This is a genomic window from Streptomyces sp. CC0208, from assembly GCF_003443735.1.
GTDB classification, from domain to species: Bacteria; Actinomycetota; Actinomycetes; order Streptomycetales; family Streptomycetaceae; genus Streptomyces; species Streptomyces sviceus.
In genome coordinates this window covers 7,938,570-7,964,632 of sequence record NZ_CP031969.1, presented here as the reverse complement: position 1 = coordinate 7,964,632, position 26,063 = coordinate 7,938,570, and the positions used below count along the sequence as shown (strand labels likewise).

The following is a 26,063-nucleotide window of genomic DNA, read 5'->3' as shown; positions in this document are numbered from 1 at the left end:
CGGGCCGTCGGCCGACTGGCCGCCGTCCCGGAAGGGGGTTGCGTTGAAGTGCGCTCCAGCTCCTAGCGTCGTACGCACGACCTGCCTGAAGGGGAACTGATCGTGCGGTACACACTGTTCGGCAAGACCGGCCTGCGCGTGAGCGAGCTGAGCCTCGGCGCGATGGTCATGGGCGAGGATCCCGCCTACGGCTCCGACAAGGAGACCAGTGCCAGGCTTCTCGACGCCTACGCCGACGCGGGCGGCAACTTCGTCGACACGGCGAACAACTACTCGGGCGGCACCTCGGAGCGCATCCTCGGCGAGCTGCTCGGCGGGCGGCGTGAGGAGTTCGTGCTGGCCAGCAAGTTCACCTGCGGGACCCGTGCGGGGGACGTCAACTCGGCGGGCAACCACCGCAAGAACCTCGTGCAGTCGGTGGAGGCGAGTCTCGACAGGCTGCGCACCGACCGGCTGGACATCCTGTGGGTGCACGCCCGCGACAACTTCACGCCGGTCGAGGAGGTCATGCGGGCGCTCGACGACCTCGTACGCACGGGCAAGGTGCTCTACGTCGGGGTCTCCGACTGGCCCGCCTGGGAGATCGCGCAGGCCGGCACCCTTGCGGAGTTGCGGGGGTGGACCGCCTTCGCGGGTTCACAGTTGCACTACAACCTGCTGGAGCGCACTCCGGAGCGTGAACTGCTCCCCCAGGCACGGGCCTTCGGCCAGGCGGTGCTGGCGTGGTCGCCGCTGGCGGGCGGGAAGCTGACCGGCAAGTACCGGCGGGGTGAGACCGGCCGCCTGGACACCTGGGGCGGCGACAAGCCGAGCCCGCAGCAGGAGCAGATCGTCACGGCCGTCATGGAGATCGCCGAACAGGGTGGCTGGAGCCCGGCCCAGGTGGCGCTGGCGTGGCTGCTCGGCCGGCCCGGCAACGTCGTGCCCATCGTCGCGGCCACCAGGGAGAGCCAGCTCGCCGACAACCTGGGCAGCGTCGACGTCCGTCTCGACGCCGACGCTCTCGCCCGTCTGGACGAGGTGAGCGCGGTGCCGCTCGGCTTCCCGCACGACTTCGTACGGGAGCCGGCCATCGTCAGCAACATCTACGGCGACCGCTGGCAGGCCATCGACGACCGGCGCTCGGGGTACCGGCGCACCGCGACCGAGGTGCTCTAGAAGGGACGCGCCTCGGTCTCCGTGGGCGCGAGCGGGGTCACCGTGATCTGGTCGATGACGGGGGCGTGGGCGGAGCGCTGGCCGAACTCGTTCCTGGTGTCCCCGGCGAAGTCGGGGAGTTCGTCGGCGGTGAAGGTGAGCGTGTTGAGGCCCGGGCGCAGGGTGACCGGCAGGGACAGGTTCCAGAAGTTGTTGAAGTGGAAGGTGGTGGGGAACAGGACGCGGTGGGCGGGGGCGCCGTTGACGGAGACGTCGGCGTGGCGGCAGACGGGGTCCGGGTTGTAGTGGGTGGACGGGGGCTGCTCACCGTTGGAGTAGCGGATCGTCAGCGCGTGCCGTCCGGCGCGGTCCGCCGTGACCGTGAGGGTGAGCGCGTTCGCGGGCCCGGCACCGACGCCGTCGACCGCCTTGCCGCCGGTGGCGTACGGGTACCCGGTGACCGTCGCCGCGCCGGTCAGGATGCCTTCCTCGGCGGCGTACACGGTCGTGGGCAGCAGGCCGCGCGAGGGGGCGACGCGCAGCCGGTCCACGATCAGCCGGTCCGAGCTCCCGGTGACCGTGATCTTGTTGACGCCTCCGGCGAGGAAGAGCGGTACGGCGCCGCGCTCGACGCGCCCGACCTCCTCGCCGTTGACGCTCAGCACGCCCTCTCCGGGCCCGAGCACGTCGACGGTCACGGAGGCTTCGCCGTCGTCGGCCGCGTACGCCCAGAAGGTGACGGTGCCACCCCGCGGGAGCACCGCCACCCCGGGTCCCGAGGCGCCGCGGTGCGCGTGGCTGACCCGGGCCCCGCCGCCGAGGTCCGCGAACTCGGCGTCGTACAGCGCGGTTTCGTCCTTCTCCCGCAGCATGACGTCCAGCTTGTCGACGGCCGCGTCCCCCTTGGTGAGCCCGAGGTCGGGGTCCTGGGCGGCGAGGGTGATCCGGTGAGGGCCCGCGGTCAGCTCCACGCGGGTGTCGGTGTGGCCCCACACCGCCCACTTGTAGCCGAGCGGCAGCCGCAGTTCGCGCGGGTCCTCGCCGTCGACGCGCAGGAAGACGTTGGTGGGACCCTGCTCCCGCACCAGTTCGGCGAGGTTGTGGGAGCCCGCGAAGACGGCCAGGTCGTAGGTCCCGTCCTCCGGGACCTCGACGTCGAAGGCGAGCACGCCGTCGGAGCCGGTGCGCAGCCCGCCCACGTGGTAGCCGCCGGAGGTCGCGAACCGGTCGACGGCCAACGGCGATCCCTCGGGCCCGTTCTTCGAGTAACCGCCGCCCGTCCAGGTGGCGTCCTCGGCCTCGTACGTCCGTCTCCAGCGCACCGCGGACGGCAGCGTCACGGCCCCGTTGCCGCCCGGCGACAGGATCGCCTGGTAGGCGGACATCGCGTCCAGGTCGGCGAGATGCAACGTCACCTTGCCGTCGTGGACCGGGAGTTCCTCGTCCAGCAGGCGCAACGGCTGTGCGCCGGACCCCACTTGTCCCGTCCAGGCGATCTCCACGAGACGCAGGTGGACCACGGTGCCGAACACCTCCGCGTCCACGCCCTCGAACACGACGTCCGCGGTACCGCCCGCGCCCCCGAACAGCGCCCTGGCCTGGCGCTTGACCCGGTCGAGGGTGGCCACGCCCTGGAGGGTGTACTGCTCGTTGGGGTGCGGGGCGACGACCCGGACGGTGTTCCCGGTCAGCTGTCCGTAGGCGTTGTACAGCCACCACTGGCCGTTGGCCTTGTTCGCCTCCACCGCCGAGTCGTTGAGGTTGCCGGCGATGTTCCAGTAGGCGAGGTCGGCGTCGACCTTCGACTCCTCGATCGCGGCGATCCACTGGATCATCTGCCCGGGGACGGAGACGTGATAGTTGTGCGCGTACTCGTTGATGTTGACGGGCAGCGGACCGATGCCCAACTCCCGTTCCAGTGCACGATACTTGGCGACATTGGTACGGACCTCGGCAGGCGAGGACAGTTCGTGCCAGGTGACGATGTCGGGCAGTACGTCGTGCGCTTTGGCGAACTCCAGGAAGTCCCTGACCTCGGGGTACAGGACGCAGGTGTTGGGTCCGGCCACGCGGGCGTCCGGGTCGAGGTCCTTGATGAGGCGGTGTGCGGCTTCCCAGGCGGCGAAATAGTGGTCCGGCGCGGTCCGCCAGGACACCCCGTCGTAGCTCCACTCCCCCTCGCCGAACATGTTGCCCTCGGGCTCGTTGAACGGCACGTACACGACGTGGGACCTCAACTCCCCCAGGGTCAGGACGTGTTCGACCTGGCTGCGGATCACGTCCAGATGCCCGGCGAGCCGCTCCTCGCCGGTGGCGCCCGGCCACTCGTACGGAAACCCCCGGTAGAAGTCGGTCAGATAGACGTAGACGTCCTTGCCGCCCGCCGCGACGAACGGCGGCAGGATCTCCAGGGCGTCGCCCCCGGGATGCTGGGTGCCGTCCTGGGCCTTGGTCGTCACCGTCCGCGGGTACATGCCCTCGACCACCACGCGGCTGGGCACACCGTCGCCGTACAGACCGTAGAGCGTGCCGCTCGCTCCCCCGTGGAAGGGGCCGGTCTCGGTGCCGAGGTCGATGGTGAGCTTCTCGCGGGCGGGGCCTTCGGCTGCCACGGCATCATTCCTTCGTTCGGTATTCCGTACGACAGTCGATGATCCGCACCGACCTGGACGAACGTAGGAAGCGCGGGTGGACCGCGTCAACAGGAAGCGGGCTTCGAAACTTCCGAAACCGCAGGTCGCAGGCGTCAGGCGCGCAGCACGCCCAGGATGCCCTCCAGTCGGCCGAGCAGCTCTCCCAGCCGGGCGGCGAGTTCGTCCCGCGCCTCGGGGGTCAGGACGGACAGCACCGCCGTCTCGTACTCCAGCTGCTCGGGCAGGATCCCGTCGACCAGCTCGCGGCCGGCGTCGGTGAGCCGGACATGGGCGACGCGCCGGTCGCGGGTGTCGCCCCGGCGCTCCACCAAGCCCCGTTCGGTGAGCTGCTTGAGGCGCTTGGTGACGGCGGCGCCGGAGGAGAAGGTCTCGCGGGCCAGATCGCCGGGGGTGAGCTCGTGACCGGTGCGGCGCAGCGCGCCGAGCAGGTCGAACTCGGGGCGGCTGAGCCCGGCCCGGCGCAGGGGGGCGTCCTCGGCCTGCTGGAGGAGGGCCGCGCAGCGGTTGACGCGGCCGATGATCTCCATGGGGCCGGTGTCGAGACCGGGGTGGACGGTCTGCCACTGCCGGACGACCGCGGCGACGGTGTCGTGCCTCGTCGGGTCCGCCGGTCGTCCGTTCGGTGCCGTCATGGACGTACGCCCTCCGTTCTGCGCTGCCGGATCGTCGCGGCGAGCGTACGGTGTCCGGCCTGCTCGGCGCGCACGACCCTCTCCTGGGGCAGGGCACGCTGCCACCATTCGCCGGACGCGGCCTCGAGAGTGGCGCGCAGATCGACCAGGGCGGTGGCGAGGGCGCGGCGGGCGGAGGCCAGGGCGCCGGGCGCGGGATGCGGCCCGGCCAGGAGTCGGGCGGTGTGTGCGCGGGCGCGTTCCACCGCGGCCAGCGACTGCTCGACACGGTCGCCCGCGCGCCGGTTGGTGACGGCCACGGCGGCGACGAATCCGACCAGCGCTCCGACGAGGGTGTCCATGACCCGCTCGGTGATCAGCCGGCCGGGCTCCTGGTGTCCGGCGAACTCGGTGATGAGCAGCGCCATCGGGGTCACGCAGACGCTGCCGAGCCAGTAGTTGCGGGCGATGAGCGCCTCGGCGCCGAAGTTGAAGGCGAGGCAGCACAGGACGAGCGCGGCGGGCCCGAGATGGGCGAGCGGGACGACAGTGGCGAACACCAGCACCCCGACAAGGTTGCCGACGACCCGCTGGACGCCCCGGCTCCAGGTGAGGGTGACGTTGGCCTGGTAGAGGGAGGCCGCGGTGACCAGGGCCCAGTAGGGGCGGCCGACGCCGAGCGCGAGGGCGGCGTAGCCGGCGAGGGCGCAGCCCAGGGCGGTGCGTACGGCGATCGGGGCGAGCATGCGCCACACCGGGTGGGCGGGGGCGGCGAGCTCGATCTCCACGCCGAGGAGTTCGTCGTCGTCCGGCGCCTGCGGGACCGGTGCGGTGCCGCGCAGCTCGCGGGCCCAGGCGCGGAGGCGGTCCGGGTCCGCGTCGGCCGGGGCGGCGAGGGCGACCTCGGCACGGACGACGAGGCGTCCGAGGGCGCGCCGGGTTTCGGAGCGGGTTCCGGCCGACAGGAGGGTCTGCCAGGCGGCCTGCACGGCGGCATGGGCGGTTCCGCTCGCCTGGGGGCGCGGGTGCTCGGCGTACGCGGCGGCCGCGTCCAGGGCGCGCGCGGTGGCCCGTCGCTCCGGACCGTGCGGCCGGAACAGGCCGGGCGCCATCCCCACCAGCCAGGCCCAGGCGCCCGTCGCGAGGGCCAGGGCGAGGTGGCCGGGGACCTGGACGAGGGTCTGCGGGGCGAAGAGGGAGGCGGAGCTGATGAAGGTGAGGACCACATGTCCCGGCGGGCCGATCCGGGTCGCGTCGCAGAGCGTCTTCTGTACGGCGGCCACCAGCGCGCCGACGGTGACCAGCACGACCGCGCTGCCGGTGAGCGAGGCGGCGACCAGGCCCGCAGCCAGGCCGGCGACCATGCCGAGCACCACCCAGGCCAGAGCGCGGGCCCGGGCGGCGTAGGGCCGGTTGTGGGCGTAGAGCGCGCACAGGGATCCGGCCATGGTGTACATCGCCAGGTCGAGGCGGCCGAGGGCCAACAGGGTCAGGTTGGGCGGGGCGACCGCGACCACCACGCTCAGGGCGGGCTTGAACCAGATGTCGGAAGGCCTGCCGAGGCGCAGCACGCCGGCCAAGGGAAGACGGCGTACGCGCGGAGTGTCGGGGTGGGGGGTCGCACTGCTCATGAGGCACTACTTTAGCAGGTGTTTTACCTGTAAACGACATGACGGTCATCACCCTGACCTGCCGTGCTCCGCCGCACGCTCCCCGCGTACACCCTTGCGCTCGATTGCGCGCCGCATGGCCCGGGCATCCCTTGACCGACCGTCGAGCGGGGGAGGTTGGCGTGCACGGACCGGCTTCGTCCGGCTGGCTGCTGGTGGCGCTCTGCGCGGCGACCGGGGCGTACTGCCTGCTGCGGATGCGCAGCAGCGTGGAGGAGCAGCGCCGGGCCGCGGGCGGTGAGGCGCTGATGGGCTTCGGGATGGCCGCGATGGCCGTACCGGCCGCCGTGTTCACGCCCCCGTCGTGGGCCTGGCCGCTCTATACGGCGGTGTTCGGCGGGGCCGCGCTGCGCGCACTGTGGGCGGCGCGCGCCAGCACCCATCATCTGCATCACCTGGTGGGGGCGGGGGCCATGGTCTACATGGCGGTGGTGATGGCGGCCTCCCCCGGACACCACGGCGGTGCGGGAGTCCCCGTCGTGACGGGCACGCTGCTCCTCTACTTCGCGGGATACGTCCTGCTGTCCGGCGTCCGCCTGATACCGGTGACCGCGGGCGGCGGCACCGTCGGCTGGGGCGACCGGCCCGAACTCGCTCGCGCGTGCCGGCTGTCGATGGGCATCGCGATGGTGGCCATGCTGCTGACGCTCTGACGGTTCGGCCGCCGGAGTCGCACACGCGGGAAGAGGAGTTCACCGCCTGTTGACGACCGCGGCGGCGCCGGACGGCCGGGGGCATGGACTCGCGGACAACAGGGAACCCGGCAATGACCATGCCCCCCATGGCGGACAGCCGGCCATGACCGCGGCCCCGGACGACGGCCGGTCCGGCCCACCCGCTCCGGAATTCGCCTCCCACCGCACCGGTCGACGAGGATCGCAGCATGCACACCCCGTCCGTCGACTCCCCGCCCCGTCCGCCGGAGCACCGGACCGCCGCCCGCGCGACCGGTGTCCTCGCACTGTGCTCGGTGCTGCTGCTCGCCCTGGTCGTGGTCGAGTGGCACCCGCTGCTCAGCGTGGACGGCGACATCGCCGACACGACCCACCGCTGGGCGGTCGACGAACCGGGGCTCACGCACGTCTTCCGCATCCTCACGGACTGGGTCTGGGACCCATGGGCGATGCGCCTCCTGGCGGCGGTCGCGGCGATCTGGCTGGTGTTGCGCCGCAACGACCGCTGGGCCGCCGTGTGGCTGGTGGCCACATGTGCGCTGGGCACACTGGTCCAGCAGACCCTGAAGGCCGCGGTGGGCCGCGAACGCCCCGTCTGGCCCGACCCCGTCGACACCGCGCACTTCGCGGCCTACCCGTCGGGCCACGCGCTGACGGCCACGGTCGTGTGCGGCCTCCTCCTGTGGCTCCTGCACCACTACGGCGTCGGCCGCACCCTGTGGCTCACGGCCCTGACCGTCGCCGTGATCTCCGTCGTGGGCGTCGGCCTCACCCGTATCTGGCTCGGCGTCCACTGGCCCTCCGACGTGCTCGGCGGCTGGTTGCTGGGCGCGATGCTGGTGACGCTGGCGGTGACGGTCCACCAGCGGTACCGGCCGTGAACGACGGCCCGAGCCCTGAGCCGGGCCATCCGTTCCGCCGCCGACCTCCACACCTGGCGGTCCGGGCGCGGGGCAGCCGAGACCAGCACATGGCGTACGCGGGCTGCTGCCCGGTGCGCGAGCAGGATTTCCTCTGCCTGTTCCGCGGGAACGCACTCCCCCGGACATGGAACGCCGGGCCCGTAAGATCATCGTATGGCTGCCGTTCTGTTCGACTTCTCGGGAACCCTCTTCCGGATCGAGTCCACCGCCTCCTGGCTGAGGGCCGTCCTCGACGAGGCCGGACTCCCTCTCGCCGAGGCCGAGTCGACCCGGATCGCGCGGGAGCTGGAGCACGTGGGGGCCTTGCCCGGTGGGGTGGCGCCCCGGGTGCCGATGCCGGACGAGCTCGCCGCCGTGTGGGACGTCCGGGACGAGAGCGCCGAGTTGCACCGGGCCGCGTACACCGGGCTCTCGCGGCTCGTCGCGCTGCCGGATCCCGCCCTGCACGACGCGCTCTACGACCGGCACATGCTCCCCTCCGCCTGGCAGCCGTATCCCGATGCCGCCGAGGTGCTGCGCGCACTCCGCGCGCGCGGGACGAAGGTGGGCGTCGTCAGCAACATCGGCTGGGACCTGCGCCCGGTGTTCCGCGCGCACGGGCTCGACCCGTACGTCGACGCGTATGTGCTGTCGTACGAGCACGGCGTCCAGAAGCCCGACCCCCGGCTGTTCAAGACCGCCTGCACGGCGCTCGGTGCCGAGCCCCGGGACGTTCTGATGGTCGGCGACGACAGGCGGGCGGACGGCGGTGCGGCGGCCCTGGGCTGCGCGGTGCACTTCGTGGATCATCTGCCGGCGGCGCAGCGGCCCGACGCACTGCGGCCCGTCCTCGACCTGGTGGACTGAGCCCGGGATTTCCGTCGGGACGCCCGCTCGGAATCGGCACCGGAAAACTGTCTGAAAACGGGGTGGTCGCCCCGCCAGAAGGTCGCCTGAGGACACCATTGGGGCGCATGCTCGCCCACCCTGGACGATCCCCCGCGTCGCCCAGAGCAGGCAGCAGCCCCGACCAGGCCATTTTCGGGCCGGTCCGGACGCACTGAGTATAGTTGGCTGATAGCCAGTCAACACAGGAGTTACGGCATGTCCCCGCGCAGCGCCTCGGTCAACGAAGAGTTGCGCCGCCGTTCCCGGGAGCGGCTCCTGCAGGCGGCACTCGAACTGGTCTCCGAGCGGGGTTACGAGGCCACGACCCTCGGCGACATCGCGGACCGGGCGGGTTCGGCGCGCGGTCTGGTGTCGTACTACTTCCCCGGCAAGCGCCAGCTCGTGCAGTCCGCAGTGCACCGGCTGATGCACCGCACGCTGGAGGAGGCGCTGGAGCGCGAGCCGCACACCGAGGACGGCCGGGAGCGGATGGCCCGCGCCATCGACGCGGTCCTGGGCCTGGCCCGGGACCGGACGGTGCTGATGCGCCAGCACATGGCGGGACTGCTGGACACCGAGGGCTTCGTACAGTGCCCGGAGCAGCAGCGCCTGGCGGAACTGCTGCGGGACACGATGGAACGGCACGGTTCGCAGACGGTCGGGACGGACTACCCGATGCTGCGCTCCCAGCTCATGGGAGCGGTCTACGCGATGGTCCTGCCGAACGTCCCCCTGCCGATCGCGACCCTGCGCGCCGAGCTGTTCACCCGCTACCGGCTCGACTGGGAGCAGGGCGTCCCGCCGGGCGCCGAAGCACCCGACGGGACGTGCGACAAAGATCTGTCGCGTTTCTTCGAGACGGGCCGGCAGGCCGGGGATCAGTCGAAGTAGTCCGGCTGGGTCTGGACGTTGAGCTCGCCGAGCCGCACCTTCCTGGCCGGATCCGTCCGCTTGTCGCTGAGCTTCAGGACGTCGAAGCCTTTGACGATGTCGTTGGAGTAGATGTAGCCGTTGTAGTAGTACGCCGACCAGGCCCCGCCGGTCTGCATGGTGCTCGTGTTGAGCGGACCGCGCTCGAAGTAGCCGATCTCCCGGGGCTTCGACGAGTCGGTGAAGTCCCAGACGGACACGCCTCCCTGGTACCACGCCTGGACCATGAGGTCCTTGCCCTTGACCGGGATCAGCGAGCCGTTGTGGGCGACGCAGTTCTCGGTGTCGGCCTGGTAGCGGGGGATCTTGAAGTAGCTGCGGAAGACCAGCTTGCGCTTGTCGCCCTTGCCGACGATGTCGTAGATGCCGTCGGCGCCTCGGTTCGGACCGATCTGCGCGTTGCAGGTGGCCGCACCGCCGCCGCCCAGCTCGTCGGTGAAGACGACCTTGTTCGCCTTCTGGTTGAAGGTCGCCGAGTGCCAGAACGCGAAGTTCACGTTGTCCTGCACCCGGTCGATGACCTTCGGGTTCTCCGGGTCCTTGACGGAGAACAGGATGCCGTCACCCATGCAGGCGCCCGCCGCCAGGTCCTGGTCCGGGAGCACCGTGATGTCGTGGCAGCCGGTGGTCTTGGAGACGCCCGGGTTGGTGGGCGAACCGGGGTTGCCGCCGCCGTCGGGACCCTCCCCGGGGAAGAGCACCGGGAAGCCGACGACCGCCGCCTTCTCGGGGGCGTTGCGCGGCACCTTGATGACGGAGATGCCGTCGTGCGGCGGCTGGCAGTCGGGGTAGGCGGCGTTCGGCGAGTACGAGGAGACGTAGATGTAGACGTTCCTGCGCTCGGGCACCAGCGTGTGGGTGTGCGAGCCGCAGGCGGTCTCCACGGCGGCGACGTACTTCGGGTTCTTCTTGTCGCTGATGTCGAAGACCTTCATGCCCTCCCACGATGACTTCTCAGTCGCGGGCTGGGTGGTGCTGCTGCAACTGCTGTCGCTGCGCGAGGAGTCGGTGGAGAGGAACAGCAGGTTCCCGGAGACGGAGATGTCGTTCTGCGAGCCGGGGCACAACACCTGGGCGATCGTCTTCGGCGCCTTCGGGTTGCTGATGTCGAAGATGCGGAAGCCGTCGTAGTTGCCGGCGAAGGCGTACCGGCCCTGGAAGGCCAGGTCCGAATTGGTGCCGGGCAGGGCGTCCTTGGGGATGTTGACGAGGTGCTCGATGTTGCCGGAGTGGACGATCTCGTCCTGCCCGGGTATCTCGCCGTCGGCGATCGCCGCCTTCACCTCGGCCTCGGTGCTCTTGGAGACTCCCTTGCCCGCCGTCGGGCCGTCCCCGGGGTCGGGGGTCGCGACGGCGGGGCCTGCGGTCAGCAGCGCGGCCAGGAGACCTGCGGCGGCCGCGGCAACTCCCAGACGTCTGTGACGGGTTCGGGACTCTTGCAACAGGATCACTGTTTTCCTCCCTGTGCCGTTCATGTGGAACGGTTCACGCGTCACCGCAGTATCGTCTTCACCATGCACAGATCAACAGGGGGCAACGAAATCGTCATGAGGGGGCCATGGTGAGCACCGTGCTTTTCCGCCGCGCGCCGTACGCGACGATCGCTCTGGCCGCGCTGGCAGCCCTGGCCCTCGGGGGCTGCGACTCGGACGCGGACCCGAAGTCCGCCTCGGCGACCGGGCCTTCGGTGCTGGTGCCCGGCAAGCCCGGTGAAGCGAACCGCACGCTGTCGGCCCAGGACGCGGAGGAGCAGCGGGCCGACGACGACGCCCCCAACTCGGCGGACGTCTCGTACGCGCGGATGATGATCGCGCACCACGCCCAGGCCCTGGAACTGACCGAACTGGCCCCGCAGCGCGCCGAGTCGGCGCGGCTCAAGGCCCTCGCCGAGCGGATCTCCGCCGCCCAGGGGCCGGAGATCGAGGCGATGAGGGCCTGGCTGAAGGAGTACGGCCAGTCCGAGAAGAGCGACGCCCACGCGCACACCAGGATGCCCGGCATGGCGACCGAGGCGCAGTTGGAGAAGTTGCGCGCGGCGAAGGGGAAGGCCTTCGACGAGCTCTTCCTCACCCTGATGATCACTCACCACGAGGGGGCGATCACCATGGCGACGGACGTGAAGGGGCAGGGCAACAACGTCCGGATCGAGGAGATGGCGGACGACGTGGTGGCCCAGCAGACGAGCGAGATCAACCGCATGCGGAACATGCTCTGAACAGGCCGGTCGGCACAACCGCCGCGCTCAGCGCCGCGCGTGACGTGGTGTCAGGAAGCCCGCGTCACGCGCCTGCGAGATGAGCCGGAGCGATTTGCGGCGGCTGTGCCCGGTCGCGCACATCACGGCGAGGACCGGGTCGACGCCGTCCTCCTGGGCGGCCCGGTACTCCTGCGCCACCAGCCATCTCCCCTCCAGGCCGCGCGGCCAGGCCGGGCGAGCACGACGCGGTCCGGCCTCCCCGGCCGCCACCTCGGGCTCCCTTCCGCAGGCCGCGAAGAGCGGCCCCTCGATCCAGTCCGCGAGCACGCCCAGGTCGTCCAGTGACAAGGCGGGCGTTGCCCGTACGTCCTCCAGGCAGACACCTCCCTGGGCCACCACGGCGAGCGCGTCGACCCGGGCGCCGTCGGAGAAGACCAGCCGGACGTCGAACCACGCCATCGCACCGGCGTCCTCCCGCACTTCCCACGCGGGCCACACGGACACGCTGCCGTCCGCCGGACAACGATCAGAAAGATTAAGAAAGGATGCTTCTAGCACACACGCAACGTAACCGCATGATCACATTCCATACGACCGGACACGCACGCCCCGGTCGCTCCGGCACCCTGTCAGAGCAGCACCGGCGGTGCGATCCTGGAGGTGTCAGCGACTCCTCTCGTAAGGAGTTCCGCCGTGCTGCGTGTCGCCGTCGTCGGCTCCGGGCCCAGCGGGTGCTACACCGCCCAGAGCCTCGTCCAGCAGGACCCCGACGTGCTCGTCGACGTCCTGGACCGGCTCCCCTGCCCGTACGGCCTGGTGCGCTACGGGGTGGCACCGGACCACGAGAAGATCAAATCGCTCCAGACCAGTCTGCGGACGATCCTGGAGCACGAGCGGGTGCGGTTCCTCGGCGGTGTCGGGATCGGCCCCGGCGGGGTGCCGGCCGAGCGGCTGCGCGAGCTGTACCACGCCGTGGTGTACTGCGTGGGCGCCGCCACCGACCGGCATCTGGGGATCCCGGGCGAGGAGCTGCCGGGCAGCTGGTCGGCGACGGAGTTCGTGTCCTGGTACAGCGCGCATCCCGACTCCGCGGCCGACGGTTTCGTGGCGGGCGCCCGGTCGGCGGTGGTCATCGGTGTGGGCAACGTCGCCGTCGACGTGACGCGGATGCTGGCGCGCGGGGTGACCGAGCTCAGCCCGACCGACATCCCGCATCCGGCGCTCACCGCGCTGGCGGCCAGCCGGGTGACGGAGGTCCACATGGTGGGCCGGCGGGGCCCTTCCCAGGCCCGCTTCACCACCAAGGAGCTGCGCGAGCTCGGTTCGCTTCCGGACACCGAAGTGGCCGTGCACGCGGAGGAGTTGGCGCGCGACCCGGCCTACCTCGACCCCTCCGCCCTGCCGGCGCCGCAGCGCCGGAACGTGGAGGTGCTGCGGGGCTGGGCGGCCGCGGAGTCACGGCCGTCCGCCCACCGGATCTCGTTGCGGTTCTTCCTGCGCCCCGTCGAACTCCTCGCCAACGGCGGACGCGTGGGCGCGGTCCGCTTCGAGCGCACGGTGCCGGACGGACGCGGCGGCGTCCGCGGCACTGGTGAATTCGAGGAGATCGAGGCCCAGTTGGTGCTGCGCTCGGTGGGCTACCTCGGGGTGCCGCTGGAGGGTCTGCCGTTCGACCCCGCCACGGGAACCGTTCCCCACCTCGGCGGGCGGGTCCTGCGCGAGGGCACGGTGGCCCCGGGTGAGTACGTGGCCGGCTGGATCAAGCGCGGCCCGACAGGCGTCATCGGCACGAACCGGCCATGCGCGAAGGAGACGGCGACGTCCTTGCTGGAGGACGCCTCCACGCTCGTCCACAAAGACCTGCCCGGCGACCCGCTGGAGGCGCTGCGGGCGGCGGGCGTCGAGCCGGTGGGATGGTCGGGCTGGTGCGCGATAGAGGCGGCGGAAGCGGAGCTGGGAGCCTCGCTGGGCCGAGGTGTGGTGAAACTCCCGGACTGGCAGTCCCTGATGAACGCCGCGCGTGGTCGTTAGCCGGTCTTCGGCCCCAAAGAAACTGCCCGCACCGGGCAACCAATCGGCAACACCGCCGAAATCAACAAACTGTTCAACACCCCTACGGTCTCGGACATGGCCCAAACCACCCCTGCGCATCCCGTGGACGAAGTACCTCCGGTACGACAGCTCGCCGCCTTCGGTCTCCAGCACGTGCTCGCGATGTACGCGGGCGCCGTGGCCGTCCCGCTGATCGTCGGCGGTGCGATGAAGCTGTCACCGGCGGACCTGGCGTATCTGATCACCGCCGACCTGCTGGTGTGCGGCATCGCCACCCTCATCCAGTGCATCGGCTTCTGGCGTTTCGGCGTGCGACTGCCGATCATGCAGGGTTGCACCTTCGCGGCCGTGTCCCCCATGGTCCTGATCGGCACCACGGGCGGCGGACTCCCGGCGATCTACGGCTCGGTGATCGTCGCGGGACTCGCGATCATGCTGCTCGCCCCGGTCTTCGGCAAGCTGCTGCGCTTCTTCCCGCCGCTGGTCACGGGCACGGTGATCCTGATCATCGGTATCTCCCTGCTGCCGGTCGCGGGCAACTGGGTGGCCGGCGGCGTCGGATCGGCGGACTTCGGCGCACCGAAGAACATCGCGCTGGCCGTCTTCGTCCTGGCGGTGGTGCTGGGGGTGCAGCGGTTCGCGCCCGCATTCCTGAGCCGGATCGCGGTACTGATCGGCATCGCGGTGGGCCTGGCGGTGGCCGTTCCCTTCGGGTTCACGGACTTCGGCGGGGTCGGGGACGCGGACTGGGTCGGGATCAGCACGCCGTTCCACTTCGGGGCACCGACGTTCGAGTTCTCGGCGATCGTGTCGATGCTGGTGGTGGCGCTGGTGACGATGACCGAGACGACCGGTGACCTGATAGCGGTCGGCGAGATGACGGACCGCAGGGTCGAACCGCGATCCCTCTCGGACGGTCTGCGCGCGGACGGCCTGTCGACCGTGCTCGGCGGTGTCTTCAACACCTTCCCCTACACGGCGTACGCCCAGAACGTGGGCCTCGTCGGCATGACCCGGGTGCGCAGCCGCTGGGTCGTCGCCACGGCCGGCGGCATCCTGGTCGTGCTGGGGCTGCTGCCCAAACTGGGCGCGGTCGTCGCGGCGATACCCGCTCCGGTGCTGGGCGGGGCGGGCCTGGTCATGTTCGGGACGGTGGCGGCGAGCGGCCTGAGGACCCTCACCCAGGTGGACTTCAAGGGGAACAACAACCTGACCGTGGTGGCCGTCTCGGTGGCCATGGGTGTACTGCCGGTCGGCGTGCCGACGATCTACGAGAAGTTCCCCGACTGGTTCCAGACGGTGATGAACAGCGGCATCAGCGCGGGCTGCCTCACGGCGATCGTGCTGAACCTGCTCTTCAACCACCTTCCGGGGAAGGCCCGTTCAGCCGCTCCCGACCCGGACGGCCTGGCGGGCGGCGGCGTCGAGGAGGCTGTCGAGAAGCCCCGGGAAGAGATCGTCTAGGTCGTCCCGGCGCAGGCCGTTCATCTTGGCCGCGCTCCGGATGCGGAAGGGCACGACTGCTGACGGCGAGGGGAGGGCGCGCGAGCTGGGCGGGAACGTGCACGGGCCGGACCAGTACCACCGGTCGGTCTGAGCCGTTTCCGCAAAGGGCCTCCGGCGCAGGGGGCACGGGAAGTAGGCTCTCCTGCGCACGGTCGGTTTCGGTTTCGCCGACTGCGACGGGAATGGGTCCGGCGTCCCTTTCGGGCGCGTCCGCCGAGGGATCGGCGACGCGTCAATCGCGACAACTTCACACGCGGCCTGCACGCCGGCAGGGCCTCAGTTGATCACCGTCGGTACCGGGTGGTCGGCCTGAGACACCTGCCATCCCGCCTGCGGCTCGCGCTCGGTTCGATCACCCTCCCTCTCGGAGGAGACCCGAGCATGGAGTCGCGGATCGTCCTGGACATTCTGGGCGCGGCAAGCGTGGTGTCCGTGTTTCTCTACACCCTCACCGGACTGCTCGACCAGGCGCGTGGTCTGCTGCGCTCCTGGCACGCCGTCCGGCGGGACGCCCGCGCACTGCGCCGGAACATCCCGCCGGAGGGCCGCGACGGCCGGTGAGTCGTCAACTCGCCGTACATGTCTTGCCGTTGAGCGCAAAAGCACCCGGCGCCGCGCTGTTCCCGCCATGGTTGGCCTGGTAGCCGATGCTGACACTCGCGTTCGGCGCGATCGTGCCGTTGTACGTCGCGTTCGTCCCCGTCACCGCGCCGGAGGACGGGCTGTAGGTGGCGCCCCAGCCGTTGGTGATGGTCTGGCCGGTGGGGAGGGTGAAGGCCAACTGCCAGCCGTTGATCGCCGTGGTGCCGGTGTTGGTGATCGTCAAGGACGCCGTCAGACCGGTGCTCCAGGCGTTGGTCGTGGCCGTCACCTTGCAGGCGCCCGGCTGGGGTTGCGGTGCCGGGCCCGAGCCGTCGAGACCGAAGAAGGCAAGGGCGCGGGCGGCCATGCCGGTCGTGTAGAGGTTGTGGCCGACGCCCTGGAGACTGATCGCCTCGACCGGGGCGCGGTCACCGGTGGCGCCGTAGCGGGTGCGGGTCCAGCCGGAGACGGGCGTGTCGGTGACGGCCGGCGTCTGGCTGACGCCGAGGACGTTCGTCCACTGCTTGATCTCCTCGCCGAAGTTGGGGTAGCGCAGCACGTCGTCGTTGGTGCCGTGCCACACCTGCATGCGCGGCCGGGTGCCGGTGTAGCCCGGGTAGGCGGCACGGACCAGGTCGCCCCACTGCTGCGGGGTGTGGGCGATCGTGCCGCCCGAGCAGGCGCTGTTCCACTCGGAGCCGTCCGTCGTGGCGAAGCAGCCGAAGGGGACGCCGGAGAAGGCCGCGCCCGCCGCGAACACGTCCGGGTAGTCGCCGAGCAGGACGTTCGTCATCATCGCGCCGGAGGAGATGCCGGTGGCGTAGATCCTGCCGGTGTCGGCGGAGTAGGTGTTCACCGTCCAGTCGATCATCGACTTGATGCCCACGGGGTCGCTGCCGCCACCCCGCTTCAGCGCCTGCGGCGAGGACACGTCGAAGCACTTGCTGGACCGGGTGACCGAGGGGTAGACCACCACGAAGCCGTAGGTGTCGGCCAGTCGCGCCCACTCGGTGCCGTTGTACATGGCCGGTCCCGAGCCGGTGCAGTAGTGCACGGCGACGACGACCGCCGGGTGCGCGGTGACGTTGTCCGGCACATACAGGTACATCTGAAGGTTGCTGGGATTCGTACCGAAATTGGTGATCTCGGTGAGGGTCGCCGTGGGGACGGCCTGCGTGCGGGCGGATGCGGTGGGGACGGCGGCGAAGAGCACCGCCGCGAGTAACGACAGCACAACCGCCAACACCGAACCCAGCGGTCTCCTCGGGGTGATGGGCACGTCCTTGCCCCTCTCTCTCGGAAGGGAAGCGTCCGGCGAGCATCGTGGCATGCACATGGCCTCCATGGAAGCGCTCCCACGCGTCGAAATCATTCGCTCGCGTCCACCACCCCCTCCCCCACCAGGGTGGCCGAATGTCTTCTGCGCAAAGCGTTGACCAGAAAGCGCTTACCCCCTACGTTCCGTTCAGCGATGTGACCGACTCGCCTCACCGAGTCCTTGCATTGCGGCTCTGCACTGCGCATGTCGTTCAAGTTTGCGAACATTCATCACGTATGTGATCCACAGGCACCATGCAGGCACCATGGAAGGGACGCACCCGCATGCGTACTCGCCCCCCACGTACACACGCGCAGAGATCCGCCCTGGCCGCCGGTGCGGTCGCGCTCGCGACGGCGGCCGCCCTGGCCGTCCCGCAGCCGGCCGGGGCCGCCGAGACCTCCCCCATCGGTTTCGGCGCCGGCACCACCGGCGGCGGCAGCGCTTCCGCGGTCACCGTCTCCACGCTGAGCGCCTTCAAGACAGCCGTCACCGGCAGCACGGCGAAGGTCGTCAAGGTCAACGCCCTGATCTCGCTGAGCGGCACGGTCGACGTCGGTTCCAACACCACGGTGCTGGGCGTCGGTTCGTCGTCCGGGTTCACCGGCGGCGGGCTGCGGCTGAAGAAGGTCACCAACGTCGTGGTCCGCAACCTGAACATCAGCAAGCCCCTCGCGCCCGCCGACGGCATCGAGGTGCAGGCCTCGACGAAGGTGTGGATCGACCACAACTCCTTCTCGGCGGACCGCGATCATGACAAGGACTACTACGACGGGCTGCTGGACATCAATCACGGCTCGGACAGCGTCACGGTGTCCTGGAACACCTTCAAGGACCACTTCAAGGGCTCGCTCGTCGGCCACAGCGACAAGAACGCGAGCGAGGACACCGGCCACCTGAGGGTGACGTACCACCACAACTGGTTCAACAAGGTCAACTCGCGCATCCCCAGCCTGCGCTTCGGGACCGGGCACTTCTACGACAACTACGTCGTCGGCGCCGAGACCGCGGTGCACTCGCGCATGGGCGCCCAGATGCTCGTGGAGAACAACGTCTTCCGGAGCACCGGAGTCGCTGTCACCACGAACCGGAACAGTGACGTGGACGGATACGCCAACCTGCGCGGCAACGACCTCGGCGGAGCCGCCACCGAGGTCTCGCAGGTCGGCACCTTCACCACCGCTCCGTACAGCTACACCGCCGAGCCCGCCTCCTCCGTCGTCGCCTCGGTGACGGGCGGCGCGGGCGCCGGCAAGCTCTGACCCTCCCCCACCAGTCCACCCCCACCACAAGGAAGAAGGATTCGGGACATGACTTCTTCGGCACGCCCACGCGCGCGTACACGCGCGCTGACCGGCGCCGCGGCCGCCCTCGGCCTCTCGGTTGGCATGATCATGACACTCACGGCACCGACGGCGAGCGCCGCCACCTGGCCCACCGCGAACGGCAGCCAGGCGGTCTCCTCGACCATCCAGCTGTCCGGCACCAAGGACTACGGGATGAAGCGCCTGTACGGCACGGGCGACCTGGGCAGCGACAGCCAGGACGAGGACCAGGGGCCGATCCTGAACCTGGCCGCCGGCACGGTCCTGAAGAACGTCATCATCGGCGCCCCCGCCGCCGACGGCATCCACTGCGCGGGCAGCTGCACGCTGCAGAACGTGTGGTGGGAGGACGTCGGCGAGGACGCGGCGACCTTCCGCGGCTCCTCGTCGTCGAACGTGTACACGGTCTCCGGTGGTGGCGCGCGGTCGGCCAGCGACAAGGTGTTCCAGTTCAACGGCGCCGGCACGCTCAACGTCTCCAACTTCGCGGTGCAGAACTTCGGCACCTTCGTCCGCTCCTGCGGCAACTGCTCGACGCAGTACAAGCGGACGATCAACCTCAACACCATCGAGGCGACCTATTCGGGCAACAAGCTCGTCGGCATCAACACCAACTACGGCGACAGCGCGACCCTGAAGAAGATCACGATCGTCGGGGACTCCGGCAAGAAGATCGTCCCCTGCCAGAAGTACATCGGGAACAACACGGGCAAGGAGCCGACCACCAACGGTTCCGGACCCGACAGTACTTACTGCAAGTACGCCACCTCCGACATCACCTACAGGTAGTCGCTCGGCAGGTGAAGGCGGCCGTACGAAGCGTCCCCGCACGGCGCTTCGCACGGCCGCCGTGTCATGCGCGCAGGTGGTCCTGAGGGACGGTGTCCGCGAGCTCGCCCTGATAGGCCGCGTACGCGGACCGCAGTGCGGCGCCCGGCCAGTCGTGCGGCAGGAGCTCGGGCGGCAGGACCGGATCGGTCAGCAGATGGCGTACGACCGCCGCGAAGCCGGTGAGCCGGTCCGCCGGCCGGTCCGCGCGGGCGACATGGGCGAGCAACGCCCGGGAGTCGGCCGCCCAGCGGTCCAGGGGCCACAGGCCGGCGGCGAGCTCGGGGCCGGAACCGGCAGGGCGGGCCGTGCAGCGCTGGGCGATCCCGTCGAGGTCCTCCGGGAGTGGTCGGAGCAGGTTGGCGGGGCGCAGCCAGACGCCCTCGCGCAGTTCGGCGAGCCGGAGGGCGGTCAGCCGCGCGCGCAGTTCGGCGCGTTCGGCCGGTCCACGGCCGGTAGCGGTGATCACGACCATCTCCCAGTCGCCGCTCCACGCGCGCGTGCGGGGGTGCACGGAGTCGTCCTGGCGGCGCTGACGGGCGAGAAGCCGGTCGCTGAGGCCGTAGACGCCCTCGGCACGCCGCAGGTCCCCGGCGCTCACCATCCGGCTGAGCGCGGCACGCAGCGTGGAGCCGCCGACCCCGAACGGCTCCACCGCGCGGACCAGGTCCTTCACCGGCAGCTGCGGTGGATGCGCGCCGAGCAACAGGCTCAGCACGACCGACCGGGCGGACAGCGGCCGCAGGTCCACCTCACCGGGCTGCTCCGACACGTTCCTGCGCATGGTCACGTACTGTACGACTCCCGTCCTGTTGCACTATTGCTACGACCGCAGGCAAAGTGCAACATTGATGGCATGGACTCCCTCGCCGCGCCCGAGCAGGCCGCCACCCACGCCGTCACCAACCAGCCCCCTCCCCTTGCCCCGTACGACGCCTCCGACGACCCCGTCCTGCTGGAGGGGCTGCGCCGCGAGGGCGCCGACTGGGCCGAGGAGGGCCTGCGGCGGCTCGGTCTGCGGGCCGGCAGCGCCGAGGCCCAGGAGTGGGCGGACCAGGCCAACCGGCACGAGCCGGTGCTGCGCACGCACGACCGGTACGGCAACCGGGTCGACGAGGTCGACTTCCACCCGAGCTGGCACCACCTGATGCGGACCGCCGTCGCCGAGGGCCTGGCCGGCACACCCTGGGCGGAGGACCGTACCGGCGCCCATGTCGCCCGCACGGCGGGCGGCCTGGTGTGGGGACACACGGACGCTGGCCACGGCTGCCCCACGTCGATGACGTACGCGGCGATCCCGGCGCTGCGCAAGGAGCCGGAGCTGGCGAAGGTCTACGAATCCCTGCTGACCGGCCGTGAGTACGAGCCGGAGCTCAGGGTGCCGACCCGAAAGCGCGGCCTGCTCGCGGGCATGGGGATGACCGAGAAACAGGGCGGCTCCGACGTCCGGACGAACACCACCACCGCCACGCCCACCGCGGAGTCCGGGATGTACACCCTGCGTGGGCACAAGTGGTTCACGTCGGCGCCGATGTGCGATGTGTTCCTGGTGCTGGCACAGGCGCCCGGCGGGCTGTCGTGCTTCCTCGTCCCGCGCGTCCTGCCGGACGGCAGCCGCAACACCTTCCGCATCCAGCGCCTCAAGGACAAGCTCGGCAACAGGTCCAACGCCTCCTCCGAGCCCGAGTTCGACGGGACGGTCGCCTGGCTGGTCGGCCCCGAGGGACAGGGCGTCAAGACCATCATCGAGATGGTCAACTGCACGCGGCTGGACTGCGTGATGATGTCGGCGACCCTGATGCGCAGGACGCTCGTCGAGGCGGGACATCATGCCCGGCACCGCAGCGCGTTCGGCGCCCGGCTGATCGACCAGCCGCTGATGCGCAACGTCCTGGCCGATCTGGCACTGGAGTCCGAGGCCGCCACCACCCTCACGCTACGGCTGGCGGGCGCCGCCGACCGGGCCGTACGCGGGGACGCAGGCGAGCAGGCGTTCCGCCGTATCGCCACCGCGGTCGGCAAGTACTGGGTCACGAAGCGGGGTCCGGCCTTCACCGCGGAGGCCCTGGAATGCCTCGGCGGCAACGGCTACGTGGAGGACTCGGGCATGCCCCGGCACTACCGGGAGGCGCCCCTGCTGTCGATCTGGGAGGGCTCCGGGAACGTCAACGCCCTCGACGTCCTGCGGGCGTTGCGCCGCGATCCGGACACCGCTCAGGCGCTGTTCGGCGAACTCGCCCTGGCCCAGGGGGCGGACGCCCGTCTGGACGCGGCCGTCGCCCGCCTCAGGGACCAGTTGGCCACGGCGTCCGAGGCGGGCGCCCGCCGACTGGTGGAGTACATGGCGCTGACGCTCCAGGCCTCCCTCCTCGTCCGGCACGCCCCGCCGGCGGTCGCCGACGCGTTCTGCGCGACCCGGCTCGGCGGCGACTGGGGGCACGCCTTCGGCACGCTGCCCGACGCGGCGGACGTGGCCGCGATCCTCGGGAGGGCACTGCCCGGCGCCAACTGAGGCCGTTCCGCGGCTGCCTGGCGAAAACCGGACCACCTCCCTGTCCGGATCGCTCACCGTCACACACTGATTCCGCTTCGTTGTCGGTCCCGTGGTGCAGACTCCGATCAGTTGGTACTTCGCCTGGGGAGGACAACGTGTTCACGGGGATCGACGAGGTCGACTGGGCCGCGCTGCGGCACGCGTACGGCAGCGCGGAGGACGTGCCCGGGCTGCTGCGGGGGCTCGCCTCCGCGGACCCGGCCGAGCGGGAGACCGCCCTCGACGGGATGTACGGCGCCGTGCACCACCAGGGAGACGTGTACGACTCGACCCTGGCCTGCGTTCCGTTTCTGCTCGCGCTCGTGGCGAGCGGGGAGGTCGCGGACCGGGCCGGCATCGTCGAACTCGTCGTCAGCATCGGAGCCGAGAGCGCGGGCGCGGAGGACGGTGCCGAGGACGGTCCGCGCACGCGGGCCCGGGAAGCAGTGCGCGCCGGCGCCGAGGTGTTCGTCCGGCTGGCGGGGGACGCCGACCCCGCCGTCCGCCGGGCCGTCCCGAGAGCTCTGGTGTGCTTCCTGGACGAACCGGTGCGCGTGCTCGCCCTGTTGCGGGAGCGCTGCGCGCTGGAGCGGGACGACCGGGTCCTGCACGCCCTCACCGAGAGCCTGGGCCTCCTCGCCCGGCGGCATCCCGGACACGGGGCCGGAGCACTGGAGTTGCTGACGGCACAGAGCACCGCGCCGTACGACCCCGGGCTGCGCCTCGCCGCCCTCGGCCAGCTCGCCGACTGCGCCCCCGACCGGCTCCCGCCCGACCTGGTGCCGGTCGCCGTCGAGCTGCTCAGAGAGCGGTCCGCCCGGCGGTCCACCGGACGGCATGGTGTCGACTGCCCCCACGCCGGCACCCTCGCCGGCCGACTACGACGGTTGCGGCCCTCGGACGAGGAGGGCTCGCAGTTGCTGCGGACCCTGCACCGCGGGCTCGGTGACCGGCTCGACGAGCGCACTGCCCTGCTGAAGGGGCAGTTGACCAGCCCGGACGCCGTCGACCGGTGCAACGCCGTGTGGATGTCGGCGGGGCTGTTCCGTGAGTGGCGCGCCGACTGGGCCGAGCCCGTCACTCTGATCGGCGCTCAACTCGCCGCCGAGGAGGGCCGGTTGCGTGACGCCGCAGTGTCCGTCCTGGAGGACCTGTTCGACCTGGCCGCACCCGCCGCCGACGACCTGGCCGCCCTGGTGACCTCCCGGCCCGACCTGTGGGTACGGCGCCCGGAGCGCGGGGCACCGACACTCGGCGGTCCGCTCAAGGCCCTTGCCAGGACCGGGGATTCCCGGGCGACACCGGTGCTGGCGGAGGTGCTGGCCGGTCCGGTCGTACCCGACGATCTGGGCCATGTGATCGGTCACCTGGGCCCGGGGGCGGCCCTGCTCGCGCCCGCACTGCGTCGTCGGCTGGGTGAGGTCGCGCCGGACTCCGCCGGGACCTTCGAGCGGGCCGTGCCGCTGTTGTCGGCGCTCACCGCACTGGGCGACGCGGAGGCCGTACCGGAGGTGTTGCGGCTTCTGCGGGGCCTGCCGGTGCGACTGCGGTTGCGGGACGCCGTGGTGGAGGCGGCTGTTCACGCTCTGGAGGCGTTCGGGAGTGCGGCGCCCTCCCTGGTGGTGCCCGTCCTGCGCGAGCTGCTGGAGACGGAGTGCGCGGCGGTCGCCGCGGGGGCGCTGTGGTCCGTGGAAGGGGACGCGTCGGCCGTACTGCCCGTGCTGACCGGCGAGTTGACGGAGGGGATGCCTCGGCGACGAGCGGCCGCGGGGGCGTTGGCGCGTCTTGGGCCGAAGGCCGGTGCGGCGCTGCCGGGGTTGCGGCGGATGGTTATGGCGGAGGACCTGTGGGAGCGGGTGTCCGCCGCGTGCGCGGTGTGGCGGATCTCCGGGGAAGGGGAGCTCGCCGCGCCGGTGCTGCGGACGGCCTGGGCGGAGAATCCGTACACCCGTCGGACGATCACCGCCTGCCTCGCCGCCCTGGGGCCTGCGTCAGTGCCCCTGCACGATCTTCTTCGTGCGGAACTGGCGGCTCGGCGACGGCATCTGGTGTCGCCGTCCGGCGGGTACGGCAGCCATGACGTGCTGGACGACGAGCGGTTGATGCGGGCGTGCCGGGAGGTGCTGGGGGGCGCTTGGGAGGCGGCCCACGCACGGAGGGAGTGCGGCGAGTGAGGTGAGCCGGGTGCGGTTCGCGAGGTGTCACTCACGGCCCGCACACAGGATGGCCCCGCCCGGCGCGGCTGCACACCGCCGGCACACCGCACGCGCCCCCTCCCGCCGGCGCTACCTCCCGTCGGCCCGCCTGCCGCCCCACAACGGTCCGAAGTGCGCCCAGTCGGTGTCCCACTGGTCGAGGCGGCGGCGCTCCAGGCGGCCGCGGAGGACTCGGACGCCCACGAAGGGGACGGCCGCGGTGCTGATGCCGACCAGTACGCCGATCATCGCTGCGCGGATCTGGGCCTGACTCTTTGTGGCGGGCTGGGTCATCAGGCGGCCCTGGGCGTCCGTCCAGACGGTGACCGGGGTGCCCTGGGTGCTACCCGGATCGACGCGCACCTGACCCGTGTGGGCCGACCCGTCGGCCCCGGTCCAGACCACCTCGCCCCACACCCGTTCACCGCTCGACGTGCCCGGATCGGCCGCGCCGGGTGCCTGGTCGGCGAGCCGGGCCACGACGGGCCGCCACTCGACACGCTCCAGCGCCAGCTGATGCTCGACGGCCCGGCTCACCCCCAGCCCCGCGAGCACCCCGGCCACCACGGTGAGCAGCCAGGCACCGAGCACGACCCACGCCTCGACGGCGTCGGCACGGCGTCTGAGCGGATTACGCCGCCAGCGCCACAGCCAGACCTTGGGACCACGGAACGCCATCGAGGGCATCCTCCTCATGAGCGACGGGCGCACGAACATGCCGGACCGACCTCCCATACGGGAGAGCCCGCCGCGATGCTCACGGCTCAGGGCGAGTTCTCCGTCACGACGGTCCCACCGCCCGCCCCTCCCCGCGCTCATCTTGCCGAAAGCCGCCCGTCCAGCGCCGCTGCCGGTTACCATCCCCGCCCTGACCTGCGATGGAGCCCGTTCCAGAGGTGACTGTCAGTGGCGGGGTGCAGACTGGCCGGTGGCTGGGACAAAGACGTCAGAGCACAGCGGAGGCGATCGGTATGACGGAGAAGCTGCTTGCCGTGGGGACGCGTAAGGGCCTGTTCATCGGGCGCGAGCGAGGCGGCACCTGGGCGTTCGACGAGAGTCCGTATTTCAACGCGCAGGCCGTGTACTCGGTCGCGATCGACACCCGGGGCGCGCGCCCGCGGCTGCTGGCCGGCGGCGACAGCGCGCACTGGGGCCCGTCGGTGTTCCACTCCGACGACCTGGGCCGCACCTGGACGGAGCCGGCCCAGCCCGCCGTGAAGTTCCCGAAGGACACCGGGGCCTCCCTGGAGCGGGTCTGGCAGCTGCATCCTGCGGCGGCCGAACCGGACGTGGTGTACGCGGGCACGGAGCCCGCCGCGCTGTACCGCTCCGAGGACCGCGGCGAGAGTTTCGAGCTGGTCCGGCCCCTGTGGGAGCATCCGACCCGTTCGAAATGGGTGCCGGGCGGCGGTGGTGAGGGGCTCCACACCGTCCTGACCGACAAACGGGACCCGCGCGCGGTGACGGTGGCCGTCTCCACGGCGGGGGTGTTCCGCACCGCGGACGGCGGCGCGAGCTGGGAGCCGTCCAACTCCGGTGTCTCCGCGGTGTTCCTGCCCGACCCGAACCCGGAGTTCGGCCAGTGCGTGCACAAGGTCGCCCGGGACGCGGCCGACCCGGACCGGCTGTACCTGCAGAACCACTGGGGTGTGTACACGAGCGACGACGCGGGGACGCACTGGACGGACATCGGCGAGGGGCTGCCGTCCACCTTCGGCTTCGCGACGGCCGCCCACCCTCACCGCGGTGGGACGGCGTACGTCTTCCCGATCAACGCCGACGCGGACCGGGTCCCGGCCGGTCACCGGTGCCGGGTCTTCCGCACGGCGGACGCCGGCAAGAGCTGGGAACCGCTCACTGCGGGCCTGCCGCAGGAGGACCACTACGGCACGGTGCTGCGGGACGCGATGTGCACGGACGACGCGGACCCGGCCGGCGTCTACTTCGGCAACCGCAACGGCGAGGTGTACGCCTCGGCCGACGACGGCGACAGCTGGCGGCAGCTGGCCTCACATCTGCCGGATGTGCTGTGTGTGCGGGCGGCGGTGGTCGCGTGATCCT

Annotated in this window: 22 protein-coding genes; 14 read left to right on the top strand and 8 right to left on the bottom strand. The window is 71.1% G+C overall.

The genetic code is table 11. From position 1 onward, the window contains the following. Positions 1 to 102 precede the first annotated feature (102 nt). Positions 103 to 1,158, top strand: a complete 1,056-nt coding sequence (locus tag D1369_RS36560) for an aldo/keto reductase (RefSeq protein ID WP_037899068.1) — start codon at positions 103 to 105, stop codon at positions 1,156 to 1,158. Here the strand turns inward: D1369_RS36560 and D1369_RS36555 are convergent. The 3 genes from D1369_RS36555 to D1369_RS36545 all read right to left on the bottom strand — a co-directional run bounded on the left by D1369_RS36555 (position 1,155) and on the right by D1369_RS36545 (position 6,033). Continuing rightward, positions 1,155 to 3,749 (bottom strand): cellulosome protein, encoded by a 2,595-nt coding sequence (locus D1369_RS36555; protein WP_118082860.1) that lies wholly within the window; start codon positions 3,747 to 3,749, stop codon positions 1,155 to 1,157. The two genes, D1369_RS36560 and D1369_RS36555, sit on opposite strands and share 4 nt — an antisense overlap. A gap of 134 nt (positions 3,750 to 3,883) precedes the next feature. Then, positions 3,884 to 4,423: a MarR family transcriptional regulator gene (locus D1369_RS36550; protein ID WP_118082859.1), complete on the bottom strand. Its 540-nt coding sequence runs from the start codon at positions 4,421 to 4,423 to the stop codon at positions 3,884 to 3,886. Next, a complete protein-coding gene (locus tag D1369_RS36545; RefSeq protein ID WP_118082858.1) occupies positions 4,420 to 6,033 on the bottom strand; it encodes an FUSC family protein in 1,614 nt (537 codons plus the stop codon). Before D1369_RS36545 ends, D1369_RS36550 begins: the two co-directional genes overlap by 4 nt. A 161-nt stretch (positions 6,034 to 6,194) precedes the next feature. Here D1369_RS36545 and D1369_RS36540 point away from each other — a divergent pair, with 161 nt between their 5' ends. The 4 genes from D1369_RS36540 (at position 6,195) to D1369_RS36525 (ending at position 9,427) form a co-directional block, all read left to right on the top strand. Continuing rightward, on the top strand, positions 6,195 to 6,725 hold the full coding sequence (locus tag D1369_RS36540) for a DUF5134 domain-containing protein (RefSeq protein ID WP_037899071.1): 531 nt from the start codon (positions 6,195 to 6,197) through the stop codon (positions 6,723 to 6,725). A gap of 230 nt (positions 6,726 to 6,955) precedes the next feature. Beyond that, positions 6,956 to 7,627: a phosphatase PAP2 family protein gene (locus D1369_RS36535; protein ID WP_007380196.1), complete on the top strand. Its 672-nt coding sequence runs from the start codon at positions 6,956 to 6,958 to the stop codon at positions 7,625 to 7,627. A 195-nt stretch (positions 7,628 to 7,822) separates the two neighbouring features. After that, positions 7,823 to 8,515, top strand: a complete 693-nt coding sequence (locus D1369_RS36530; protein ID WP_007380197.1) for an HAD-IA family hydrolase — start codon at positions 7,823 to 7,825, stop codon at positions 8,513 to 8,515. A gap of 237 nt (positions 8,516 to 8,752) precedes the next feature. Then, positions 8,753 to 9,427 (top strand): TetR/AcrR family transcriptional regulator, encoded by a 675-nt coding sequence (locus D1369_RS36525; protein ID WP_037899072.1) that lies wholly within the window; start codon positions 8,753 to 8,755, stop codon positions 9,425 to 9,427. On the opposite strand, the gene D1369_RS36520 is transcribed toward D1369_RS36525, so the two are convergent. After that, entirely contained in the window at positions 9,415 to 10,917 is a 1,503-nt protein-coding gene (locus tag D1369_RS36520; RefSeq protein WP_007380199.1) for a hypothetical protein, read from the bottom strand. The genes D1369_RS36525 and D1369_RS36520 overlap by 13 nt on opposite strands. Before the next feature lie 107 nt (positions 10,918 to 11,024). Here D1369_RS36520 and D1369_RS36515 point away from each other — a divergent pair, with 107 nt between their 5' ends. Beyond that, the gene (locus tag D1369_RS36515; RefSeq protein ID WP_007380200.1) at positions 11,025 to 11,681 is read left to right on the top strand and encodes a DUF305 domain-containing protein; all 657 of its coding nucleotides are present in this window, start codon (positions 11,025 to 11,027) and stop codon (positions 11,679 to 11,681) included. Between the two features lie 27 nt (positions 11,682 to 11,708). On the opposite strand, the gene D1369_RS36510 is transcribed toward D1369_RS36515, so the two are convergent. Further along, the gene (locus tag D1369_RS36510; RefSeq protein ID WP_007380201.1) at positions 11,709 to 12,167 is read right to left on the bottom strand and encodes a DUF6214 family protein; all 459 of its coding nucleotides are present in this window, start codon (positions 12,165 to 12,167) and stop codon (positions 11,709 to 11,711) included. 189 nt (positions 12,168 to 12,356) lie between these two features. Here D1369_RS36510 and D1369_RS36505 point away from each other — a divergent pair, with 189 nt between their 5' ends. The 3 genes from D1369_RS36505 to D1369_RS36495 all read left to right on the top strand — a co-directional run bounded on the left by D1369_RS36505 (position 12,357) and on the right by D1369_RS36495 (position 15,782). Further along, positions 12,357 to 13,694: an FAD-dependent oxidoreductase gene (locus tag D1369_RS36505; protein WP_037899074.1), complete on the top strand. Its 1,338-nt coding sequence runs from the start codon at positions 12,357 to 12,359 to the stop codon at positions 13,692 to 13,694. Positions 13,695 to 13,790: 96 nt separating this feature from the next. Beyond that, the gene (locus D1369_RS36500; RefSeq protein WP_007380203.1) at positions 13,791 to 15,179 is read left to right on the top strand and encodes a nucleobase:cation symporter-2 family protein; all 1,389 of its coding nucleotides are present in this window, start codon (positions 13,791 to 13,793) and stop codon (positions 15,177 to 15,179) included. Positions 15,180 to 15,602: 423 nt separating this feature from the next. Continuing rightward, complete coding sequence (locus tag D1369_RS36495; protein WP_037899075.1) at positions 15,603 to 15,782, top strand: hypothetical protein; 180 nt, start codon at positions 15,603 to 15,605, stop codon at positions 15,780 to 15,782. Between the two features lie 4 nt (positions 15,783 to 15,786). Here D1369_RS36495 and D1369_RS36490 read toward each other — a convergent pair whose 3' ends face one another. Next, positions 15,787 to 17,082: a PHB depolymerase family esterase gene (locus D1369_RS36490; RefSeq protein ID WP_037899076.1), complete on the bottom strand. Its 1,296-nt coding sequence runs from the start codon at positions 17,080 to 17,082 to the stop codon at positions 15,787 to 15,789. A gap of 323 nt (positions 17,083 to 17,405) precedes the next feature. Between D1369_RS36490 and D1369_RS36485 the strand changes: the two genes are divergently transcribed. Then, entirely contained in the window at positions 17,406 to 18,383 is a 978-nt protein-coding gene (locus tag D1369_RS36485) for a polysaccharide lyase family 1 protein (protein WP_007380207.1), read from the top strand. A gap of 48 nt (positions 18,384 to 18,431) precedes the next feature. Further along, the gene (locus D1369_RS36480; protein WP_007380208.1) at positions 18,432 to 19,235 is read left to right on the top strand and encodes a pectate lyase; all 804 of its coding nucleotides are present in this window, start codon (positions 18,432 to 18,434) and stop codon (positions 19,233 to 19,235) included. 64 nt (positions 19,236 to 19,299) lie between these two features. Here D1369_RS36480 and D1369_RS36475 read toward each other — a convergent pair whose 3' ends face one another. Beyond that, on the bottom strand, positions 19,300 to 20,058 hold the full coding sequence (locus D1369_RS36475) for a PaaX family transcriptional regulator C-terminal domain-containing protein (RefSeq protein ID WP_007380209.1): 759 nt from the start codon (positions 20,056 to 20,058) through the stop codon (positions 19,300 to 19,302). Positions 20,059 to 20,130: 72 nt separating this feature from the next. Here D1369_RS36475 and D1369_RS36470 point away from each other — a divergent pair, with 72 nt between their 5' ends. Next, positions 20,131 to 21,786, top strand: coding sequence for an acyl-CoA dehydrogenase family protein (locus tag D1369_RS36470; protein WP_007380210.1), 1,656 nt, complete (start codon positions 20,131 to 20,133; stop codon positions 21,784 to 21,786). 137 nt (positions 21,787 to 21,923) lie between these two features. Beyond that, positions 21,924 to 23,981 (top strand): hypothetical protein, encoded by a 2,058-nt coding sequence (locus tag D1369_RS36465; RefSeq protein ID WP_007380211.1) that lies wholly within the window; start codon positions 21,924 to 21,926, stop codon positions 23,979 to 23,981. 111 nt (positions 23,982 to 24,092) lie between these two features. Here the strand turns inward: D1369_RS36465 and D1369_RS36460 are convergent, their stop codons facing one another. Continuing rightward, a complete protein-coding gene (locus D1369_RS36460; protein WP_037899077.1) occupies positions 24,093 to 24,680 on the bottom strand; it encodes a hypothetical protein in 588 nt (195 codons plus the stop codon). 293 nt (positions 24,681 to 24,973) lie between these two features. Here D1369_RS36460 and D1369_RS36455 point away from each other — a divergent pair, with 293 nt between their 5' ends. Continuing rightward, positions 24,974 to 26,059 (top strand): glycosyl hydrolase, encoded by a 1,086-nt coding sequence (locus tag D1369_RS36455; protein ID WP_037899078.1) that lies wholly within the window; start codon positions 24,974 to 24,976, stop codon positions 26,057 to 26,059. Positions 26,060 to 26,063: the final 4 nt, after the last annotated feature.

Coding starts and splice junctions, on each gene's coding strand:
- D1369_RS36550 (WP_118082859.1), bottom strand. CDS start 4,423: ATGACGGCACCGAACGGACGACCGGCGGACCCGACGAGGCACGACACC.
- D1369_RS36545 (WP_118082858.1), bottom strand. CDS start 6,033: ATGAGCAGTGCGACCCCCCACCCCGACACTCCGCGCGTACGCCGTCTT.
- D1369_RS36535 (WP_007380196.1), top strand. CDS start 6,956: ATGCACACCCCGTCCGTCGACTCCCCGCCCCGTCCGCCGGAGCACCGG.
- D1369_RS36530 (WP_007380197.1), top strand. CDS start 7,823: ATGGCTGCCGTTCTGTTCGACTTCTCGGGAACCCTCTTCCGGATCGAG.
- D1369_RS36525 (WP_037899072.1), top strand. CDS start 8,753: ATGTCCCCGCGCAGCGCCTCGGTCAACGAAGAGTTGCGCCGCCGTTCC.
- D1369_RS36515 (WP_007380200.1), top strand. CDS start 11,025: ATGGTGAGCACCGTGCTTTTCCGCCGCGCGCCGTACGCGACGATCGCT.
- D1369_RS36500 (WP_007380203.1), top strand. CDS start 13,791: ATGGCCCAAACCACCCCTGCGCATCCCGTGGACGAAGTACCTCCGGTA.
- D1369_RS36495 (WP_037899075.1), top strand. CDS start 15,603: ATGGAGTCGCGGATCGTCCTGGACATTCTGGGCGCGGCAAGCGTGGTG.
- D1369_RS36485 (WP_007380207.1), top strand. CDS start 17,406: ATGCGTACTCGCCCCCCACGTACACACGCGCAGAGATCCGCCCTGGCC.
- D1369_RS36480 (WP_007380208.1), top strand. CDS start 18,432: ATGACTTCTTCGGCACGCCCACGCGCGCGTACACGCGCGCTGACCGGC.
- D1369_RS36475 (WP_007380209.1), bottom strand. CDS start 20,058: ATGCGCAGGAACGTGTCGGAGCAGCCCGGTGAGGTGGACCTGCGGCCG.
- D1369_RS36470 (WP_007380210.1), top strand. CDS start 20,131: ATGGACTCCCTCGCCGCGCCCGAGCAGGCCGCCACCCACGCCGTCACC.
- D1369_RS36460 (WP_037899077.1), bottom strand. CDS start 24,680: ATGGCGTTCCGTGGTCCCAAGGTCTGGCTGTGGCGCTGGCGGCGTAAT.
- D1369_RS36455 (WP_037899078.1), top strand. CDS start 24,974: ATGACGGAGAAGCTGCTTGCCGTGGGGACGCGTAAGGGCCTGTTCATC.